This is a genomic window from Kitasatospora sp. NPDC058478, from assembly GCF_042720345.1.
In the GTDB taxonomy this organism is placed as follows: Bacteria; Actinomycetota; Actinomycetes; order Streptomycetales; family Streptomycetaceae; genus Kitasatospora.
In genome coordinates this window covers 54,697-73,047 of record NZ_JBHXML010000042.1, presented here as the reverse complement: position 1 = coordinate 73,047, position 18,351 = coordinate 54,697, and the positions used below count along the sequence as shown (strand labels likewise).

The 18,351-nt window shown below is 74.9% G+C and carries 17 protein-coding genes; 12 read left to right on the top strand and 5 right to left on the bottom strand.

Going from position 1 to position 18,351, the window contains the following annotated elements:
• The first annotated feature begins 55 nt into the window (after nt 1-55).
• Complete coding sequence (locus ACFWPT_RS23550) at nt 56-568, top strand: hypothetical protein (RefSeq protein ID WP_380483995.1); 513 nt, start codon at nt 56-58, stop codon at nt 566-568.
• 96 nt (nt 569-664) lie between these two features.
• Here the strand turns inward: ACFWPT_RS23550 and ACFWPT_RS23545 are convergent, their stop codons facing one another.
• A complete protein-coding gene (locus ACFWPT_RS23545) occupies nt 665-1,405 on the bottom strand; it encodes a DUF2306 domain-containing protein (RefSeq protein ID WP_380483993.1) in 741 nt (246 codons plus the stop codon).
• A 411-nt stretch (nt 1,406-1,816) separates the two neighbouring features.
• On the opposite strand from ACFWPT_RS23545, the gene ACFWPT_RS23540 reads away from it, so the two are divergent.
• The 5 genes from ACFWPT_RS23540 to ACFWPT_RS23520 all read left to right on the top strand — a co-directional run bounded on the left by ACFWPT_RS23540 (nt 1,817) and on the right by ACFWPT_RS23520 (nt 6,262).
• Nucleotides 1,817-2,299, top strand: a complete 483-nt coding sequence (locus tag ACFWPT_RS23540; protein WP_380483991.1) for a sortase-dependent protein — start codon at nt 1,817-1,819, stop codon at nt 2,297-2,299.
• Between the two features lie 79 nt (nt 2,300-2,378).
• Nucleotides 2,379-3,197, top strand: coding sequence for a class F sortase (locus ACFWPT_RS23535; RefSeq protein WP_380483989.1), 819 nt, complete (start codon nt 2,379-2,381; stop codon nt 3,195-3,197).
• Nucleotides 3,198-3,372: 175 nt separating this feature from the next.
• Entirely contained in the window at nt 3,373-4,263 is an 891-nt protein-coding gene (locus ACFWPT_RS23530; protein WP_380483987.1) for a hypothetical protein, read from the top strand.
• Nucleotides 4,260-5,048 carry a two-component system response regulator CseB gene (cseB, locus tag ACFWPT_RS23525; protein ID WP_380380582.1) on the top strand — a complete coding sequence of 263 codons (789 nt, stop codon included), beginning with the start codon at nt 4,260-4,262 and terminating at the stop codon, nt 5,046-5,048. The genes ACFWPT_RS23530 and cseB overlap by 4 nt, the downstream gene beginning before the upstream one ends.
• Nucleotides 5,045-6,262, top strand: a complete 1,218-nt coding sequence (locus ACFWPT_RS23520) for a sensor histidine kinase (protein WP_380483985.1) — start codon at nt 5,045-5,047, stop codon at nt 6,260-6,262. Before cseB ends, ACFWPT_RS23520 begins: the two co-directional genes overlap by 4 nt.
• Nucleotides 6,263-6,401: 139 nt before the next feature.
• Here ACFWPT_RS23520 and ACFWPT_RS23515 read toward each other — a convergent pair whose 3' ends face one another.
• Nucleotides 6,402-6,644, bottom strand: a complete 243-nt coding sequence (locus ACFWPT_RS23515) for a hypothetical protein (protein WP_063350331.1) — start codon at nt 6,642-6,644, stop codon at nt 6,402-6,404.
• A gap of 247 nt (nt 6,645-6,891) precedes the next feature.
• Between ACFWPT_RS23515 and ACFWPT_RS23510 the strand changes: the two genes are divergently transcribed.
• From ACFWPT_RS23510 to ACFWPT_RS23490, 5 genes are all read left to right on the top strand, one after another.
• Nucleotides 6,892-7,596, top strand: a complete 705-nt coding sequence (locus tag ACFWPT_RS23510; RefSeq protein WP_380483983.1) for a GNAT family N-acetyltransferase — start codon at nt 6,892-6,894, stop codon at nt 7,594-7,596.
• Nucleotides 7,597-7,858: 262 nt separating this feature from the next.
• Entirely contained in the window at nt 7,859-9,121 is a 1,263-nt protein-coding gene (locus tag ACFWPT_RS23505) for a MurT ligase domain-containing protein (protein ID WP_063350329.1), read from the top strand.
• 46 nt (nt 9,122-9,167) lie between these two features.
• The gene (locus ACFWPT_RS23500) at nt 9,168-9,896 is read left to right on the top strand and encodes a type 1 glutamine amidotransferase (protein WP_063350328.1); all 729 of its coding nucleotides are present in this window, start codon (nt 9,168-9,170) and stop codon (nt 9,894-9,896) included.
• Between the two features lie 353 nt (nt 9,897-10,249).
• Nucleotides 10,250-11,275 carry a 6-phosphofructokinase gene (locus tag ACFWPT_RS23495; RefSeq protein WP_063350327.1) on the top strand — a complete coding sequence of 342 codons (1,026 nt, stop codon included), beginning with the start codon at nt 10,250-10,252 and terminating at the stop codon, nt 11,273-11,275.
• A gap of 124 nt (nt 11,276-11,399) precedes the next feature.
• Nucleotides 11,400-12,395: a 2-hydroxyacid dehydrogenase gene (locus ACFWPT_RS23490; protein WP_380483980.1), complete on the top strand. Its 996-nt coding sequence runs from the start codon at nt 11,400-11,402 to the stop codon at nt 12,393-12,395.
• Between the two features lie 38 nt (nt 12,396-12,433).
• Here ACFWPT_RS23490 and ACFWPT_RS23485 read toward each other — a convergent pair whose 3' ends face one another.
• Nucleotides 12,434-13,507: a hypothetical protein gene (locus ACFWPT_RS23485; protein WP_063350325.1), complete on the bottom strand. Its 1,074-nt coding sequence runs from the start codon at nt 13,505-13,507 to the stop codon at nt 12,434-12,436.
• A gap of 259 nt (nt 13,508-13,766) precedes the next feature.
• On the opposite strand from ACFWPT_RS23485, the gene ACFWPT_RS23480 reads away from it, so the two are divergent.
• On the top strand, nt 13,767-16,964 hold the full coding sequence (locus tag ACFWPT_RS23480; protein WP_380483978.1) for a BTAD domain-containing putative transcriptional regulator: 3,198 nt from the start codon (nt 13,767-13,769) through the stop codon (nt 16,962-16,964).
• Between the two features lie 100 nt (nt 16,965-17,064).
• On the opposite strand, the gene ACFWPT_RS23475 is transcribed toward ACFWPT_RS23480, so the two are convergent.
• Both ACFWPT_RS23475 and ddaH read right to left on the bottom strand, forming a co-directional pair.
• Entirely contained in the window at nt 17,065-17,301 is a 237-nt protein-coding gene (locus tag ACFWPT_RS23475; protein WP_063350324.1) for a hypothetical protein, read from the bottom strand.
• 162 nt (nt 17,302-17,463) lie between these two features.
• On the bottom strand, nt 17,464-18,276 hold the full coding sequence (gene ddaH / locus ACFWPT_RS23470; protein ID WP_363370824.1) for a dimethylargininase: 813 nt from the start codon (nt 18,274-18,276) through the stop codon (nt 17,464-17,466).
• Nucleotides 18,277-18,351 lie beyond the last annotated feature (75 nt).

Genomic DNA, 18,351 nt, shown 5'->3' with positions numbered 1-18,351 from the left:
CACCAGGTCACGGCGGGTTCGTGGACAGGAAACACCCGTCGGGCAGGGTGCTGTCATGGAGCACACGGAGCACCCGGCCATGCAGCCGACGCCAACCCTCCCCCGGGCCCGACGACGCGGCGCCGGCACCCACCGCTGGCGCCGCGACAGCGTCGAACTCGCCGCCGTCTTCGTCTCGGTCACCGCGGCCGACCTGGTCGCCAAGATCGTCGTCCGCGGCCCCGACGGCCCGGTGGTCCTCGCCGCCGCCGCCCTCGCCCTCCTCGCCACCGCCCTCTTCCACACCTGGTGGTCCCAGCGCCACCACCCCCACTCCCCCGCGCCCCCGACCACCCTGTGGCGCGTCCGCACCGCCGCCCGCAGCACCCCCGACGGCCTGGCCCGCGTCCACACCGCCCTGGCCGACCAGCACGTCGCCATCCTCTCCCGCCAGCCCCACCCCCTCCCCGGCACCACCGTCGACGAGCTCTACCTCCGCGCCCCCCACACCCTCACCCCCACCGACCTCACCACCCTCCTCACCACCACCGGCCACCCCCTCCTCGACACCCCCACCCGCATCGGCTGACTGCGACGGCGACGCGGCGACGCGGCGGGTTCCGCAACTCCGCTACGCAGGAGGGGGTTTGACGACCCTCCCGCGAGCCTTCCCGCCGCCTCCGGCTCAGGACTGCGGGCCGGCCGGAGTGACACGGTAGGCGGGCAGGCCCCGGCGGCGGATGAGGAATTCGGCGACTATCAGGTTGGGCAGCCAGCAGAGGAACGGGACGGCGGCGTAGGCGTTGTCGAAGAAGCGCTGGCCGTCGACGTGCCCCTGGGCGGTGAGCGTCTGGAGGAGGATGAGGACGCCGAGCCAGGACCGGAGGGTGACGGCGGCGTAGGTAAGGGCGAAGCTGCGGATCATCCAGGCGCGGTGGCTCGGCAGGTCGCGGTCACGGACGGCGCGGTAGCCGCGCCAGGTGGTCCAGGCCCAGAGCAGGGCGAGGCCGCCGAAGCCGAAGAAGCCGTTGAAGGCGACCGAGTTGAAGAACGCCATGACGAACGCGGCCAGGGATCCCACCGCGACCCCGAAGACGTAGATACGGCCCGTCCAGCGGTGGACGGCGGGGGACCGCCGGCGCAGCGCGGTGGAGAACTGGAACGGACCGACCAGCAGCGCGAGCGCGGCCGTCACGATGTGGACGTAGAAGGTGACTTGGACGGCCATCGGGCGCTCGGCGTAGGTGGCGGGCAGGCCGCCCTTCGACGCGGCGATGGGCAGGTCGGCCTGGGCGTACGTCCCCACGGCGTACCCGACGATCGCGAGCGAGGTCAGCAGGACGACGGTCCAGCGGAAGCGCCCTCCCCTCCTGCTCGTCGGGTCGGGGGCGGGGGCGGTCGCGGCGTGGGCGGCGGTACTGGTCATCGGTGGACCCCGATCGGCTGGAGGTGGGACGGCATCACGTGCGCGGTGCGGCGTCGCGCGGTCGGCCGGCGCTCTGCTCACGGCGCCCATCACCCCGGAACGGGGGCCTACCACCACGCTGTTCGAACCGCTGCCAGTGTGTCCGGGCCCGCGACCCCGGGCCATGGAGCGGCCCCCCGGACCGGGAGGGGGGTTACCCCCACGACCCGACGGGGCGTCAACCGGACGGCCTCCCACCGCACGGGCACCGCCGCCACCACCCCGGCCGCAACGGGCCCCCGGGGTTCGTTACGCAGCCGATGGGCGGCCGTGACACGACCGGCCGGGGACCGCGACACGGGCCTCCTACCGTCATGGACGACGCACCGGCCGCCCCGGCCGGTAGGCGTCCATGACGAAGGAGAACACCGTATGAGCAGGAGCCGTACCCACCGCTCCCCCGCCCGCCGCGTGCTGGCCGTCTGCGCCCTGACCGGGGGCGCGCTGCTGACCGTCGTCACCGGCGGACAGGCCTTCGCCGACGGGACCCCGTCCGCCACGCCTGCTGCGGGTGCCGGCGTGTCGGCCACCCCCACCTCGACGCCCAGCCCGGCCAAGCCCGCCCCGGCCGCCCCGGGTGCCCCCTCGGTCGCGGGTGCCACCCCCACGGCGAAGCCCTCCGCCGGCGCCGGCACCGGGCCCGCCGTGCAGCCCGCCGCCGGTGGCGCCGGGGTCTCCAGTGACGGCAAGGCCCAGGTCCGCGAGGTGCCCAAGGGCGCGGCCCAGGCCGGCGACGGATCCGGCGAGACCGACAGCAACGGCCTGATGCTGGCCGGTGGCGGGGCCGTCGCGGCCGTCGGCGCCGGTGCGCTGGGCTTCGCGATGCTGCGCCGCCGCTCCGGTGCGCGCGGCTGACACCGGCCCCGAGTCCGCCGGGCACCCCGGCGCCGTTCCCCCGCCCTTGACCGGGTGGGGAGGCGGCGCCGGGGGCCCGGTGGGTACCGGGGCCCCGGCGGGCGGTGGGCAGCCCGACAGCACGCCCGGCGCCGACGGGCCGGCCCGCCACGGCCTCCCGCGCGGTGGCCGCAACCGGCGGCGCCGCAAGGCCTCCCCCGGCCCGGGCACACTGCGCCGGACGGCGTTCGGTGCGGCGGGCCTCGCCTGCCTGGTGCTGGGCACCACCGTGGCGTTGTCCGGCCGGCACACCCCGGTGGTGCGGGTCGAGCCCTCGGTGCACGGCAGTACCGACAACCCGGCGGCCGCGCCCTCGGGAGGCCCCGGAACCGCGGGGACCACGGGGACGGCCGGGACCGCCGGAAGCCCGGCCGGCGCGCCGAAGCCCTTCGCCGCTTCGGCGCCGACCCGGCTGCTGGTCCCGGCCGCCGGGGTGGACGCCCCGGTGACCGGCCTCGGGCTGAATCCCGACGGGACGGTCGAAGTGCCGGCCGCCGACCGGGCCGACGAGGTCGGCTGGTACCGCAACGGGCCGACGCCCGGGGAGGCCGGCCCCGCCGTCCTCATCGGGCACTACGACACCGCGCACGGCCCGGCGGTCTTCCACGGCGTACCGAAGCTGCGGCCGGGCGACCTGATCCAGGTGCGGCGCGCGGACGGCAGCACCGTGGACTTCAAGGTCCGCTCGCTGCTCCAGGCCGCCAAGGACCGCTTCCCGACCGAAACGGTCTACGGTGACACTCCCGAACCCGCTCTCAGGCTCATCACCTGCGGCGGGCGGATCGGCTCGGACGGGCACTGGACGGACAACATCATCGTCCTGGCGGACCTGGCCGGTCCGGGCGGCGCGACCGGCTGAAGCCACCGCGCCGTCCCGGTCGTCCCGGCCGTCGGGTCGTTTCGACTGTCGAACCGGCGCGGCGGCCGGGACGGCGGGACGGGAACCACCGACCGCCGTCCACGCGACCTACCACCGAGGCCGGAGCGGGGACGAACCGGCACATCGCCGCAGACCAGGAGGACGAGCACCGACCGTGGCAGCAGCATCCCCACCCCGCCGCCGGCCCGTCGCCGTGCCGGTGGCGGCCCTCGCCGCCCTGGCCGTCCTCGTGACGCTCGCGGCCCTGGCCCTCGGCCGTGCCACCCCCGGCGGGCTCCAGGACCACGGCGCCACCCAGCCGGTGGCGCCGCCGCTGGTGGCCCAGCCGCTCTGGCCCGACCTGGCGGCCTCCCCGCCGCCGCGCCCTCCCGCCACCGGCGCCGGGGCCGCCACCCAGGCCGCGCCGCAACCCGTCCCGGACGTGACCGTCCCCGGGCACGACATCAGGACGGTCGACGTCCGCACCGTCCTCGCCAAGGACTCCACGGTGGGCCCGGAGGAGCGGCGCGCCCTGGACTCCTGCCCCGCCTGCGACGTCCGCAGCCCCGAGTTCCGTGACCTCACCGGCGACGGGCGGGAGGAACTGGTCGTCTCCGTCGCCACCCCCGGGCCCGTGGTCCTGCACGTCTACCTGCTGGCCGACGACCGGCTGCTGCCCATCCTCCAGGTCGAGGTGCTGAAGGGGTTCAGCGCCGCGACCGTGGGATCCGACCTGTGGCTCTACGAGCCGACCGGCGCGTTCGTCCGGACCAGCAGCCACTACCAGTGGGACGGCGTCCGGCTCGGCCTGCTGGAGCGGAAGGTCGAGGACACCGGCCCGATCGCCGGCCCGATCGCCGGCCCGGCCGGCGGAGCCACGAACGGCGCCGCACAGACGCCCACCAGCACGCCCTCCGCCGGCCCCGCCGTCGCCCAGCGCAGCGGCCGCCCATCCGCCCAGCCGCAGCCCTCCCTGCCCGAAGCCGGCGCGGGCGTCTCCTCCCCGAAAACGGCCGTCCCGATCCCCATCCGCCCGCCCTCGGCTCCCTCGGAAGCGAAGCCATGACCCCCGCAGCCGCGCCCGCCCACCCGCACATCCTGCTCGTCGAGGACGACGAGGTGATCCGGGAGGCCACCCGGATGGCCCTGGAGCGCTACGGCTTCCCGGTCACCACGGCCGCCGACGGCCTGGAGGGCCTGGAGGCCTTCCACGCCGTGCGCCCCGACCTCCTCCTGCTGGACGTCATGCTGCCGCTCCTCGACGGGGTCGGACTCTGCCGCCGGATCCGGGAGGAGAGCCAGCTGCCGATCCTGATGATGTCGGCGCGCACCGACCCGGTCGACGTGGTGTCCGGTCTGGAGGCCGGGGCGGACGACTACGTCGTCAAGCCCTTCGAGAGCGCCGTGCTGGTCGCCAGGATCCGCACCGTGCTGCGCCGGGTGCGGGTGGTCCCGGCCGAACCCGCGCTGCCCGAGGAGCCGGTGGACCCCGCCGTCCCCGTCGCAGCGTCTGCCGTCGCCGTTCCCACCGCCGCCGTGCCTGCGGACGCCCCTTCCTCCGCGCTGCGCAGCTTCGACGGCATGCAGGTGGACACCGACAGCATGGAGGTGCGCGTCGACGGCCACCTCGTCCCGCTCACCCCCACCGAGCTGCGGCTGCTGCTGGAGTTCACCGCCGCGCCCGGCATCGTGCTGGAGCGCTCCACCCTGCTGGAACGCGTCTGGGACTACGACTGGGGCGCCGACACCCGGGTGGTGGACGTCCACGTGCAGCGGCTGCGCGCCAAGATCGGCTCCGGCCGGATCGAGACCGTCCGCGGGTTCGGCTACAAGCTGCGGCGTCCGGCATGACCCTGCGCCGTCAGATCGCCACCGCCGTCGCCGCCATCGCCGTCCTGGTGGCGGTGGCCGTCGGCCTGCTGGTCCACCAGGCGATGATCCGTCAGCACGTGGACCAGGCCCGCGCCGCCGCGCTCGCCGCGCTCGGCTCGGCCGTGGACACCTACAAGCGCGGCGAGGTCACCGACCGGTTCGCCCTGGACGACCCGGCGCTGCCCCAGGGGCTGCGGACGCTCGCGGCCGACGGCCGTGAGGGCTCGCTGCTCGCCGGCGGTCCGCAGGGCGAGTCGATGTGGGCGGCCCGACCGGTCCAGACCGGGGTGCTCTCCGTCCGGGTGGACTTCACCCAGGACCGGCAGGCGATCGCCGACCTCGACCGGATCATCCTGATCACCGTCGTCGCCGCGGTCTTCACCACGGTCCTGGCCGGCGTGCTCGTCGCCGACCGGATCAGCCGCCGACTGCGCACCGCGGCGACGGCCGCCCGGGGCATCGCCGCCGGCCGGACGGACACCCGGATCGGCGAGCTCGTCGACGGGAAGGACGAGGTCGCCGACCTCGCCGCCGCCGTCGACCTGATGTCCCGCACCCTGCACCAGCGGCTGGAGGACGAGCAGCGCTTCACGGCGGACGTCGCCCACGAACTGCGCACCCCGCTCACCGGCCTGGTCACCGCGGCCGAACTGCTCCCGCCCGGCCGCCCCACCCAACTCGTCCAGAACCGGGTGCAGGCCCTGCGCTCGCTGGTCGAGGACCTGCTGGAGGTCTCCCGCCTCGACGCCGACGCCGAGATCCCGGACTTCGCCCCCGTCCCGCTGGAGCGGGCGGTGCGCCGCACCGTCACGCTCACCGGCCTGGAGGTCGACGTGGACGTGGACGCGGCCGCCGACCGCCAGGTCCGCACCGACCTGCGCCGCCTCGACCGCATCCTCGGCAACCTGCTGCTCAACGCCCACCGGCACGGCACCGCGCCGATCCGGCTGCACGTCGACGGCCACCGGATCACCGTCCGCGACCACGGCCCCGGCTACCCCGACGACCTCCTCGCCCGCGGCCCCCAGCGCTTCCGCACCAACGCCCCCGAACGCGGACGCGGCCACGGCCTCGGCCTCACCATCGCCACCGGCCACGCCCGGGTCATCGGCGCTGACCTCACCTTCACCAACCACCCCGACGGCGGCGCCCTCGCCACCCTCACCCTCCCCGACGACCCGTCCCACCCCTGACCGCTCAACCGCAGCCGTGAGATACGGCCGCCCAGGTGGCAGCGGTGGCCGGGGCCTGAGGCGGTCCCTCGGGTGGCCCCGGCCCGCCGGGTCGCCCGGCCGTCACTCGGCCGTCGCCCGGCCACCGCTCAGTTGTCGCTCAGCTGTCGCTCGGCTGGACGACGCACGCCGAGTTCGCGAGCATCGACCCGAAGCCGCCGAGCAGCGTGGAGACGACAGCCTTGCAGGCGGCGGCCTCCTGGGGCGTCTTGGGCCCGTCCGCGGCGGCCGCCGGCTGGGCGAGGGCGATCGGCGCGGCCAGCAGCAGTGCGCAGCACACCGCGCCCAGTACGGACCGCCGCACGAGGGCGGACTTCTTCAGGAGGGACGAGGGGAAGGACATGTGGGCCCCTTCGGGGGAGGTGGGATCGGCGGAAAGCCGAGCCATCCCTATCCGAAGGGGCTCGTCCGTTCCCGGATTCTGCGCCATCCGTGAGCGTGTTCAGGTCAACAGCCCGGTCGGGGCCGGTCGAGCCCCGTCGAGCCCCCGGGACATGGCCGCGCTCGTCACGCTCCGGAACCGCCCAGGTCATTCCTGCGTTCACGATCACGTAACCGGCCGGAAGCGCGGCGTCGGTAGCGTCGGCGGCATGACGGCATCACGCACTCGCCCCGAACGGCTCTGGCACCGGCCTTTCCGCAGGTCCGACCGCAGGTGCGCGGCGCCCGAGGGCCAGGCCGCCCGGCTGCCCGCGCTCACCGGGGGCCCGTTGCGGCCCGCCCGTCCGCACCCCCCGGTCGACCGGCCGCGAGCCGTGACGGAGCCGGACCGGGCGGCGCCGTCCCGCCTGACGCTGGCGGACGGGGCGGCGCTGACGCTGCGCCCCGCCGGACCGGCCGACCGGGCCGCGGCCCTGGCGATGCACCTCCGCTGCTCCCCCGCCTCGCTGCGGCTGCGCTACCACGGGCCGGTCCGCGACGCCGGCCGCTACCTGGACCACCTGCTGGACGCCCGGCACGGCCACAGCCTCGCCGCGACGGCCGCCGACGGGCGGATCGTCGCCCTCGGGCACCTGATGTGGGACGACGACGAGGCGGAGCTGGCGGTGCTGGTCGAGGACGCCTGGCAGCGGCGCGGACTCGGTCCGGCCCTGCTGCGGCAGCTGTCGGCGGCGGCCCGGGCGGCCGGTGTGACGACGGTGTACGCGGTGACCCACGCCTCCAACACCGGGCTGATCACCGCGATGCGCCGGCTGGCCGCGCCACTGGACTTCCGGGCCGAGGACGGCACCCTGGTGATCACCGCCACGCTGGCCGCGGGCGAGCCGGTCTCCTGCGTCCGTCCGGGCCGCTGATCTTTTCTTCACCACATCCTCACCCGGGAACCCCGAGAGCCCGGAGAGCGTCCCAAGCGGCGAAGGCCCCCTCCGTACACCGCCTTCCCCGACGATCCGTCAGGGCGCCCGAGGCGGCGCCTCCGGCCGCGTCGCAGCAGGCTGCCTGGGGTCCGGATCGTCGAGCCGGGCGGCGGAGTCGGTAGGCTGGCCCCGTCCCCGCCGCCCGACGGCCCGTTAATCCGGACCCGGGTGGTGCCGCAGCAAGGAGGAACCACTGAGCATGGCAGGCACCGAATCGGAGCCCACAGGCGCACGCGACGCCTCGCTGCCGGCCCGCGCCAAGATCGCGGTCACGGCCGGTCGGGTCGCTGCCGCCGTGTCCCGCAAGGCCGGACGCGGAAGCGGCTCGGTGATCGGCGGCAAGGTCGCCCTGAGGCTCGACCCCGACCTGCTCGCCACCCTCGCCGACCACCTCGACGTCGTCCTGGTCAGCGCCACCAACGGCAAGACCACCACGACCCGCCTGATCGCCGAGGCGCTGCGCGCCGCCGGCCCGGTGGTCTCCAACGCCCTGGGCGCCAACATGCCGGCCGGCATCACCTCCGCCCTGGCCGGCGGCTCGGACGCCCGCTTCGGCGTGATCGAGGTCGACGAGAAGTACCTGGCGGGCGTCGCCCGCGACACCCGCCCCAAGGCGATCGCCCTGCTCAACCTCTCCCGCGACCAGCTCGACCGCGCCGCCGAGACCCGGATGATGGCCGAGAAGTGGCGCGAGGGCCTTCAGGACACCGAGGCCGTGGTCATCGCCAACGCCGACGACCCGCTGGTGACCTGGGCCGCCTCCTCCTGCAAGAAGGTGGTCTGGGTGGCCGCCGGGCAGGCCTGGAAGGAGGACGCCTGGTCCTGCCCCGCCTGCGGCGGTGTGATGCAGCGCCCCGGCGACGACTGGTTCTGCCAGGAGTGCGGCTTCCGGCGCCCCAACCCGCACTGGGCGCTCCAGGGCACCCACGTGATCGACCCGCAGCGCGGCGCCTGGCCGATCCAGCTCCAGCTGCCCGGCCGGGCCAACCTGGCCAACGCCACCAGCTCGGCCGCCGTCGCCGCCGTGTTCGGCGTCTCCCCGCAGGTCGCGCTGGAGCGGATGCGCTCGGTCTCGGCCGTCGCCGGCCGCTACGACGTGGTCCAGTACCAGGGCCGGGACATCCGGCTGCTGCTGGCCAAGAACCCGGCCGGCTGGCTGGAGACCTTCTCGCTGATCGACGGCCCGCCCGCGCCGGTGATCCTCTCCGTCAACGCGCTCGACGCCGACGGCACGGACACCTCCTGGCTGTGGGACGTCGACTACGAGCGCCTCGCCGGGCACCCGGTGTTCGTGATGGGGCAGCGCAAGCTGGACCTGGCCGTCCGCCTGGAGGTCGCCGGACTGCAGTTCCACGTGGTGGACACGCTGGAGCAGGCCGTCCGGATGGCCCCGCCCGGCCGGATCGAGGCCATCGCCAACTACACCGCCTTCCAGCAGCTGCGGAAGGTCGTGGCCGGCTGATGCCGCGCCTGCAGCCCCATCTGATCGTGACGGAAGGCCTTCGAGGATGAGTGAGAGCAGCCTGCGCGTGGTCTGGGTCTACCCGGACCTGCTCAGCACCTACGGCGACCGCGGCAACGCCCTGGTCGTGGAGCGCCGGGCCCGCCAGCGCCATCTCAACGTGACCCGGATCGACGTCCGCTCCGACCAGTCCGTCCCCACCAGCGGCGACATCTACCTGATCGGCGGCGGCGAGGACCGTCCGCAGCGGCTCGCCGCCGAGCGGCTGCGCAACGACAGCGGCCTGATCCGGGCCTCCGAGAACGGCGCGATCATCTTCGGCGTCTGCGCGGGCTTCCAGATCATGGGCCACGAGTTCGTCAACGACCTCGGCGAGCGCGAGCCGGGCCTCGGCCTGCTCGACGTCTGGACCACCCGCGGCGACGGCGCCCGCTGCGTCGGCGACGTCCTCGCCGACGTCGACCCGCGCCTCGGCCTGCCGCAGCTGACCGGCTTCGAGAACCACCAGGGCGTCACCCACCTCGGCCAGGGCGTCCAGCCGCTGGCCACCGTGGTCGCCGGCCGGGGCAACGGCACCGGCGACGGCACCGAGGGCGCCTGGCGGGACACCGTGTTCGGCACCTACCTGCACGGCCCGGTGCTGGCCCGCAACCCCGCCGTGGCCGACATGCTGATCAAGCTGGCGCTGGACGTCAACGCCCTGCCGCCGGCCGACACCACCTGGTACGACGCGCTGCGCGCCGAGCGCATCGCCGCCACGACGCGCCCCGCGTAGTACGTCCGCCCGCCCCTGAACCGGGTGCCCGCGATGCGGTCACCCGGTTCAGGGGCGGCCCCGGACGTACCACAATGGGGCTGCCTACTGCACACCCTCCTCGGCAGCAGGCTGCACTTCCGCGCGGGGGCGCCGACGGCGCCGCTCCCGCGTCGGCTCCTGCCCGGCCGGACCAGGGGCCGTATGCTCGACTTCGCGGCCGTTTTCGGGCGTTCTGTCCGGATCGGCCGGTCCTTCACCCCGCGGCCACCTCCCCGCCACTCCGGCGTGGGAGCGCCCCGCTACGGTGACGGCTCGTCGTCCCAGCCTGTAGTCCGGCCGTTCCTCGGTTCTGCTCGGGAGTTGCAAAGCTAATGCGTATCGGAGTGCTGACCAGCGGCGGTGACTGCCCCGGCCTGAACGCGGTGATCCGTTCCGTGGTCCACCGGGGGGTGGTCGACCACGGCGACGAGATCATCGGTTTCCAGGACGGCTGGCGCGGTCTCCTGGAGGGCGTCCACCGGCCGCTCACCCTCGACTCGGTGAGCGGCATCCTGGCCCAGGGCGGCACGATCCTCGGCTCGTCCCGGGTCCAGCCCAGCCACCTGCGCGACGGCGTCGAGCGCGCCAAGCGACTGTGCGCGGACCTCGGCATCGACGCGGTGATCCCGATCGGCGGCGAGGGCACCCTCAAGGCCGCCAAGCTGATGAGCGACGCCGGACTGCCGGTGGTCGGGGTCCCGAAGACCATCGACAACGACATCGCCTCCACCGACGTCACCTTCGGCTTCGACACCGCCGTCTCGGTCGCCACCGAGGCGCTGGACCGGCTGAAGACCACCGCCGAATCCCACCAGCGGGTCATGGTCGTCGAGGTCATGGGCCGCCACACCGGCTGGATCGCGCTCAACGCGGGCATGGCCGCCGGCGCGCACGCCATCGTCGTCCCGGAGCGGCCGTTCCACATCGACAAGCTGACCGCCGTCGTCCGCGAACGCTTCGACCGGCAGAAGAAGTTCGCCATCGTGGTCTGCGCCGAAGGCGCCAAGCCCGAGCCCGGCACCATGCACTGGGAAGAGGGCACCAAGGACATCTACGGCCACGAGCGGTTCACCGGCATCGCCACCCAGCTCTCCCGCGAGCTGGAGCACCGCCTCGGCAAGGAGGCCCGCCCGGTGATCCTCGGCCACACCCAGCGCGGCGGCACCCCGACCGCGTACGACCGGGTGCTCGCCACCCGCTTCGGCTGGCACGCCGTCGAGGCCGTCCACAAGGGCGCGTTCGGGCACATCACCGCACTGCAGGGCACCAACATCAACCTGGTGCCGATCGCCGAGGCGGTCGCCGAGCTGAAGACCGTCCCGCAGGAGCGCTACCTGGAGGCGGAGACGGTCATCTGACCTCCCCCGCCCCGTCGAGGGCCCGGACCGCCACCGGTCCGGGCCCTCGTGCGTCCGACGGGCGCCCCCGCGACGGCCCCGCTAGCGTGGCCCGTGGAGCGGACCACTCGCGGAAAGGCAACCGATGGAGATCCTCGCGTACGGGGTGCAGGCCGACGAACGGCCGCTGCTGGAACAGGCCTTCGCCGGCCGGCACGGGCTGCGCTGCCTGAGCATGTTCCTCAACCGCGACACCGCCCCACTCGCCGCCGGCTACCCCGCCGTCAGCAGCAGCGTCAACGCCGTCCTCGACGCCGAGACCCTCACCGTCCTCGCCGCCGGCGGCACCAAACTGATCGCCCAACGCTCCACCGGCTTCAACAACATCGACCTCGACGCCGCCGCCGACCTCGGCCTCACCGTCGCCCGGGTCTCCTACTACAGCCCCTACGCCGTCGCCGAACACGCCTGGACGCTGGCCCTGGCCGTCAACCGCCGCCTCACCCGCGCCGCCACCCGCACCCGCGAGTTCGACTTCCGCCTCGACGGCCTCCTCGGCCGCGACATCCACGGCATGACCATCGGCGTCATCGGCACCGGCAAGATCGGCGAGTGCTTCACCCGCATCGCGGCCGGCTTCGGCACCGACCTGCTCGGCTGGGACATCGCCCAGAACCCCGCCTGCCTCGACCTCGGCATGACCTACACCGAACTCCCCGAACTCCTCACCCGCGCCGACCTCATCAGCCTGCACGTCCCCCTGCTCCCCGCCACCCACCACCTCATCGACGCCGCCGCCCTCGCCCGGATGAAGGACGACGCCATCCTCGTCAACTCCAGCCGCGGCGGCCTCATCGACAGCGCCGCCCTCGTCGAAACCCTCCGCGCCGGCCGCCTCTCCGGCGTCGGCCTCGACGTCTACGAAGAGGAAACCGGCGTCTTCTTCACCGACCGCTCCATCGAAGGCATCACCGACGACACCCTCGCCCGCCTCGTCACATTCCCCCAAGTCCTCGTCACCAGCCACCAGGCCTACTTCACCCACACCGCCGTCACCCAGATCATCGACGCCACCACCCGCAACATCGACGACTACGCCGCCGGCCGCACCAACGAGAACACCCTCGTCCCGAGGAGCTGACCCGTCGTCGAGGCGGGCGGCCCGGAGGGCGGTCGTGTTCACCCGTGTTTGGACTCCGGGAGGCGGGCGCGGGGGGTGCCGTCCGGGGTGGCGGGGGCGGTGGTGTCCCAGGCCCGTAGGGCCGTGAGGGCGGCGGCGCGGGCGGGGGCCGTCGGGCGGACGCCCTCCGGGGCGAGGAGGAAGTCGGCGACCGGGGTGAGCAGCAGGGTGGCGGGTCCGGCCGGGAGGAGGCGGGCCTCGTCCCACTGGTGCCGGATGACGGTGCGGCGCAGCAGGGTGCCGTGCCGCGGTCGGAGCGGGCGGGTGAGGGCTTCGCGGCGGTGGAGTTCGGGGGCGACCTCGGCTTCCAGGACGGTGCGCACGCCGCCCAGGGAGCCCAGCGGCACGTGTTCGGCGGCGAGGTCGAGGAGCGCGACGGCCTCCGGGGCGAGCCGGTAGGCGGCGACCACGGCGGCGGTCTCGACGGCTTCGAAGGACTGCCGGGCCAGGCGGGCCACGTCGATCACGTCACCTGCCCGGAAGGCGCGGCCGAGCCCCTCCTCCGCGAGGGCGATCAGGCATTCGACGTGGTCGTCGGCGGCCAGGTAGGGCCGGACCGGGACGGTGGCGAGGTCGCCGGTGAGCGCGGCGGTTCCGAGCCGGACCTGGTACCACGGGTCGAGCAGCGGGTCCTCGGCCGGCCAGCGCAGGGTGACGGAGGTGTGCCGGGGGCGCTCGCCGAGCAGGGTGACCTCCACGGACTCCACCGGGTGCTCGGTGACCAGCCGGCTGACGGCCTGCCAGAGCGCGGCCTCGGTGGGGCTGACGAGGGTGAGCTCGCCCAGCGGCCGGGGCAGGTCGGACGGGTAGTAGCCGGCCAGCGGGAGGTCTCGGATCGGGCGCACCCCGGTGGCGTCGGCGAGGTCGCGGGCGAGCCGGGCGTAACAGTCGGCCCGGTCGCGGGCGCGCTGCAGTTCGGCGCGGGCGTGCTCGCCCATCCGGACGTCCTCCCGGACGAGCGCGGCGAGCACCAGGTAGGGGAGGTCGCGGGCGCCGCGGGCGCGGTGGAGCAGTTCGACCGGTCCGGCGACCGGGTCGACGTCGAGCAACCGGTAGAGCAGGTCGGTGTTCACTGGCGTCGGCCTCCGAGAAACGTGGTGGTCGCCCGGGCGGCGGCACCCGGGGGGTGTGGCGGGCCCGGCGGGTCGTACCGGGCCGACGGCTGGGGGGCCACACCAGTGATTGTGACGGTGGGCGATCAACACCGGATCACTACGGGGTCGACGATCTCTCGACAGCCCACCGGCTGGCGTGGGTTGATAGGGACTCATCAATCGGGGGGCGGACGCGTGCGTGGGCGGGGGCGGGCACATGAAGCGGGCAGGTGCACGAATGAGTGATTTCCGGTTCTCGGTGCTGGGGTTGATGAGAGCGCAGCGCGGCACGACCGTGCTGAAGGTCGGCAGTCCCCAGCAACAGGCGATGCTGGCGGTGCTGCTGCTCCGGCCGGGGCACGGCGCGAGCGCCACGGACCTGATCGACGCCCTGTGGGGCGAGGAGCCGCCGAGCACCGCGGTGACGACGGTGCGGACGTACGCCTGGCGGTGGCGCAAGATCCTGCACGGCGACGAGCCGGACGCGCCGACCGTGCTGACCTCGGTCGGGGACGGCTACCGGCTGGTGCTGCCCAAGCACTCGGTGGACGCGGCGCAGGGCGAGGAGCTGGCGGCGCAGGCCGAGCGCACGGCGGCCGCCGGACAGCCGCAGCAGGCGCGTGACCTGCTGAACCAGGCGCTGGAGCTGTGGCAGGGCGAGCCGCTGGCCGGCATCCCCGGCCCGTTCGCGCAGCGGCAGCGCCAGCGGTTGCAGGAGCTCCGGCTGACCCTGTTGGAGGAGCGGATCGCCCTCGATCTGACGCTGGGCCGCTTCTCCCGGTGCATCCCGGAGCTGACCGCGCTGACCACCGAGCACCCGCTGCACGAGCGGGCGTACGGGCTGCTGATGCGCGCGCTGTACCAGGCCGGGCGGCAGGCGGACGCGCTGGCGGTGTACCGGGGCGTGCGCCAGTTGTTCCTGGACGAGCTGGGGGTGGAGCCCGGGGCGGAGCTGGACCAGCTGCACCGGCGGATCCTGGAGGGCGACCTGTCGCTCGCCGCCCCGGCGCCGGCCGCGGCGCTGCTCCCCGGCCCGGTGAAGCCGGCCGGGCCCGGGCCCGAGGCGCAGGATCCGCCGGACGGCCCCACGGCGGCGGGTGCGCCCGCCGCGCCCGCCGGCACCAGCACGACGGCGCCCAGACCGGCCCAGCTGCCGCCCGACGCGGCGGACTTCACCGGCCGCACCGTCCAGGTCGAGCGGCTGGGCGAGGCCCTCGGCGCCCCGGGCCAGCAGGCGCTGGTGATCGCGACCGTGGTCGGCATGGGCGGGGTCGGCAAGACCGCGCTGGCCCTGCACGTCGCCCACCGGGCCCGGGACTCCTACCCCGACGGGCAGCTCTACGTCGACCTGCGGGGCGCCGACACCACCCCGGCCGACCCGGAGGCGGTGCTCAGCAGCTTCCTGGTGGCGCTCGGCGTGCCGGCCGACGGGGTGCCCGAGGGGCTGGACGCCCGCTCGGCGCTGTTCCGCTCGGTGGTCGACGGCCGGCGGCTGCTGCTGGTGCTCGACAACGTCCACGACACCGCGCAGATCAGGCCCCTGCTGCCGGGCGCGGTCGGCTGCGCCGTGCTCACCACCAGCCGTACCCGCCTCTCGGGCCTGCCCTCGTCCGTCCAGGCCGACCTCGGCGTGTTCGAGCCGGCGGAGGCACTCGAACTGCTGGGCCGCACGATCGGCGCCGAGCGGCTGGCCGCCGAGCCGGAGGCCGCCCGGGAGCTGCTGCTCGTCTGCGGCCACCTGCCGCTCGCGGTGCGGATCGTGGCGGCCCGGCTGGCCGCCCGGCCGAGCTGGACGGTCCAGACGCTGGGCCGCCGGCTGGCGGTCGAACGGCGGCGGATCGACGAGCTGCGCATCGGCGACCTGGCGGTGGAGGCCGCCTTCGAACTGAGCTACCGCCAGTTGACGCCCGCCCAGGCCCGGGCGTTCCGGCTGGCCGCCTCAGTGGACGGCCCCGACATCGGGCTGCCCGCCGCGGCCGCCCTGCTGGACTTGGACGAGTACGACGCCGAGGACCTGCTGGAGTCCCTGGTGGACGTGGCGATGATGGAGTCGCCGTTCCCCGGCCGCTACCGCTACCACGACCTGCTGCGCGCCTTCGCCCGGCGGCGCCCGGACCACCCGGGCGCGGCCGTGGAGGCCCGTGACCGGCTGCTGGACCACCTGCTGGCCACCGCGTGCGCGGCCTTCCAGCACGCCGTCCCGGGAGATCCGGCCGCCGGTGCGCTCGGGCCGGCCCGCAGCGCGGGCGTGGACCTCGGCGGCCCGGACGGCGCCCGGGCCTGGGCCGAGGCGGAGGGTTCCGGGGCGATCGCGCTCGCCGCCCAGGTGGCATGCTGGACCGTCGCGGACGACACCGCGCCGGCCCCGGCCGACGGCGGCGCGGCACCGGATGCGTTGCGCGCCGCGATCGACCTGCTGATCGCGCTCACGCCGTTCGTCCTCGCCCCGCCCAGCCGCCAGCTCGCCAGTACGGCGGAGGCCCTGGCCACCGCCGCGGACCACCACACCGACCACCGGGCAGCTGGTCGGGCGCACTTCCTCCGCGGCAACGTCGCCCTGGCCGCCACCCGTCTGGAGGAGGCCGAGGCGGCCTCCCGGCTGGCGGTGGCCGCCTCCCGCTCGGCGGGCGACACGGTGATCCTGCGCCAGGCGCTGAACGACCTCGGCCTGGTCTGCCAGTTCCTCAGCCGCTACGACGAGGCCGTCGGGCACTACGACGAGGCGCTGCTGCTGGCCCGCGAACTCGGCCACCGCTCCGGGGCGCTGGTGACGACGGTGAACGCCGCGCTGGCCCGGGTGCGCAGCGGGCGGGCCGCCGAGGCCGTACCGATCTGCCACGAGGCGCTCGCCGAGTTGCGGACCCGGCACGACGATCCCGGCCGGGCGTACACGCTGTACGTACTGGGGCTGGCACTGCACGGGCTGGGGCAGCACGAGGAGGCCGTCACCTGGTTCGGCGAGTGCCTGGCGGTGGCCTCGGCGGCCGGGCTGCGGGCCCGGGCCGCGCACGCCCGCTACCGGATGGCGGACAGTCTGCGCTCGCTGGGCCGGACGGACGAGGCGCTGGAGCACGCCGGGCAGGCGCTGACGCTGTGCGAGGAACTGGGGGCCGAGCGGGACCAGGGCCACGCGCTGGTGGTGCTGGGCCGGACGCTGGCGGACCTCGGGCGGGAGGCCGCGGCGTGGGGCCGGCTGCGGGAGGCGCACCGGATCTTCGTCCGGCTGGGGCTGCCGGAGGCGGAGGAGGTGGCGGGGCTGCTGCCCCGGGGGGAGGGTTCGAACCCTTCGGCCGCTACGGCTGCTACGGCTGCTTCGGCCTCTTCTGCCGCTTCGGCTCCGTCGACGCCGGCGGCTCCGTCCGTCTCGGATGGGCGTCGGGGCGGTGGCCGGGGGGCGGCGGGCGCTCCGGTGACGAGCTGCGGGCCGGGCCGCTGACGAGCTGATGACCAGCTACTGAAGAATCGATCCTGCCGCTGTTCCGGTGCGGTCTGGAGCCAGTGAGGCCAGGAGCCGGTGCGGTCTGGAACCGGTGTAGTCAGGAACCGGTGCTGTTCCAGTCGCCGGTGCTGCCGTGGACGGTGCCGGTGGGGCTGGGCTGGGCGGGGGTGGGCGTCGGCGTTGCGCCGCCGCTCACCACCGTCGCCGTCCCGGTGCCGGCCGTCTCCGCCACGGCGGCCGTGGCGGAGAGACCGGCACCCAGGGCGACGGCCACCCCGAGACCGACCGTGAACAGGCGGAGGCGGATGGGGGCGGTGGCCGGACGCTGCGTCATCTCTGGTGCTCCCTTGGCTCGCTTCCCTGGTGGGGAAGGGCTTCCGTCGTGGTGTGGCACCAGTCTGGCCGGGGGCGTTCAACGGCGGATCTACAACCGAGCACCGGTGATCACTGCCGCCCGCTCAGGCCACCCGCTCAGGCCGCCCGTCGAGGCTGCCGTTCAGGCCGCCGCGCGGATCTCCAGGGTGCAGCACTTCACGCTGCCACCGCCCTTGAGCAGCTCGCTGAGGTCCATCCCGATCGGCCGGAATCCGCGCTCGCGCAGCCGCGCGGCCAGGCCGACGGCCGCCTCCGGCAGCACCACGTGCAGGCCGTCGCTCACGGCGTTGAGGCCGAACACCGCCGCGTCGGCGCCGTCCACCAGCAGGGCGTCGGGGAACAGCCGGCGCAGGACGGCACGGCTGCCGGCCGAGAAGGCCTCCGGGTTGTACATGATCTCGTCACCGTCCAGCACGGCCAGCGCGGTGTCCAGGTGGTAGTAGCGCGGGTCGATCAGCTCCAGGCCGATCACCGGGCGCCCGAAGAACTCCTGGGCCTCCGCGTGCCCGTCGGCCACGCTGCGGAAGCCCCGCCCGGCCAGCACGGAGCCCGCGGTCAGCAGCAGGTCCCCCTCGCCCTCGTTGACGTGCTCCGGATCGCGCGTCTCGAAGCCCCGGGCGCGGAACCACTCCAGGTAGGCGGGGCCCTCGGCGGCCCGCTCGGCGTTGCGGAAGCGGGCGCCGAGCACCTTGCCGTCCACCACGGTGGCGCCGTTGGCCGCGTAGACCATGTCGGGCAGGCCCGGGATCGGGTCGATCAGGTCGACCCGGTGACCGAGCTCCTGGTAGAGCGCGTACAACCGCTCCCACTGCGCCACGGCGAGCCCGGTGTCGACCGGCTTCGCCGGGTCCATCCACGGGTTGATCGCGTAGGTGACCTCGAAGTGGGTCGGACGGCACATCAGGTAGTGGCGCGGGCGGGCAGTGCGGGTCATCGGAGGGCTCCGGGGTGAGGGATCGGGCGGTCGGGGCGGGGTATGCGGGTCAGGCGGAGGGGTCAGACGGCGGGC

Bases quoted from the DNA above. Each gene is read 5' to 3' on its own strand.
- ACFWPT_RS23475 (WP_063350324.1), bottom strand. From the start codon at position 17,301: ATGACGCAGCGTCCGGCCACCGCCCCCATCCGCCTCCGCCTGTTCACG.
- ddaH (WP_363370824.1), bottom strand. From the start codon at position 18,276: ATGACCCGCACTGCCCGCCCGCGCCACTACCTGATGTGCCGTCCGACC.
- ACFWPT_RS23490 (WP_380483980.1), top strand. From the start codon at position 11,400: ATGGAGATCCTCGCGTACGGGGTGCAGGCCGACGAACGGCCGCTGCTG.
- ACFWPT_RS23545 (WP_380483993.1), bottom strand. From the start codon at position 1,405: ATGACCAGTACCGCCGCCCACGCCGCGACCGCCCCCGCCCCCGACCCG.
- ACFWPT_RS23510 (WP_380483983.1), top strand. From the start codon at position 6,892: ATGACGGCATCACGCACTCGCCCCGAACGGCTCTGGCACCGGCCTTTC.
- cseB (WP_380380582.1), top strand. From the start codon at position 4,260: ATGACCCCCGCAGCCGCGCCCGCCCACCCGCACATCCTGCTCGTCGAG.
- ACFWPT_RS23515 (WP_063350331.1), bottom strand. From the start codon at position 6,644: ATGTCCTTCCCCTCGTCCCTCCTGAAGAAGTCCGCCCTCGTGCGGCGG.
- ACFWPT_RS23495 (WP_063350327.1), top strand. From the start codon at position 10,250: ATGCGTATCGGAGTGCTGACCAGCGGCGGTGACTGCCCCGGCCTGAAC.
- ACFWPT_RS23550 (WP_380483995.1), top strand. From the start codon at position 56: ATGGAGCACACGGAGCACCCGGCCATGCAGCCGACGCCAACCCTCCCC.
- ACFWPT_RS23500 (WP_063350328.1), top strand. From the start codon at position 9,168: ATGAGTGAGAGCAGCCTGCGCGTGGTCTGGGTCTACCCGGACCTGCTC.
- ACFWPT_RS23520 (WP_380483985.1), top strand. From the start codon at position 5,045: ATGACCCTGCGCCGTCAGATCGCCACCGCCGTCGCCGCCATCGCCGTC.
- ACFWPT_RS23480 (WP_380483978.1), top strand. From the start codon at position 13,767: ATGAGTGATTTCCGGTTCTCGGTGCTGGGGTTGATGAGAGCGCAGCGC.
- ACFWPT_RS23540 (WP_380483991.1), top strand. From the start codon at position 1,817: ATGAGCAGGAGCCGTACCCACCGCTCCCCCGCCCGCCGCGTGCTGGCC.
- ACFWPT_RS23505 (WP_063350329.1), top strand. From the start codon at position 7,859: ATGGCAGGCACCGAATCGGAGCCCACAGGCGCACGCGACGCCTCGCTG.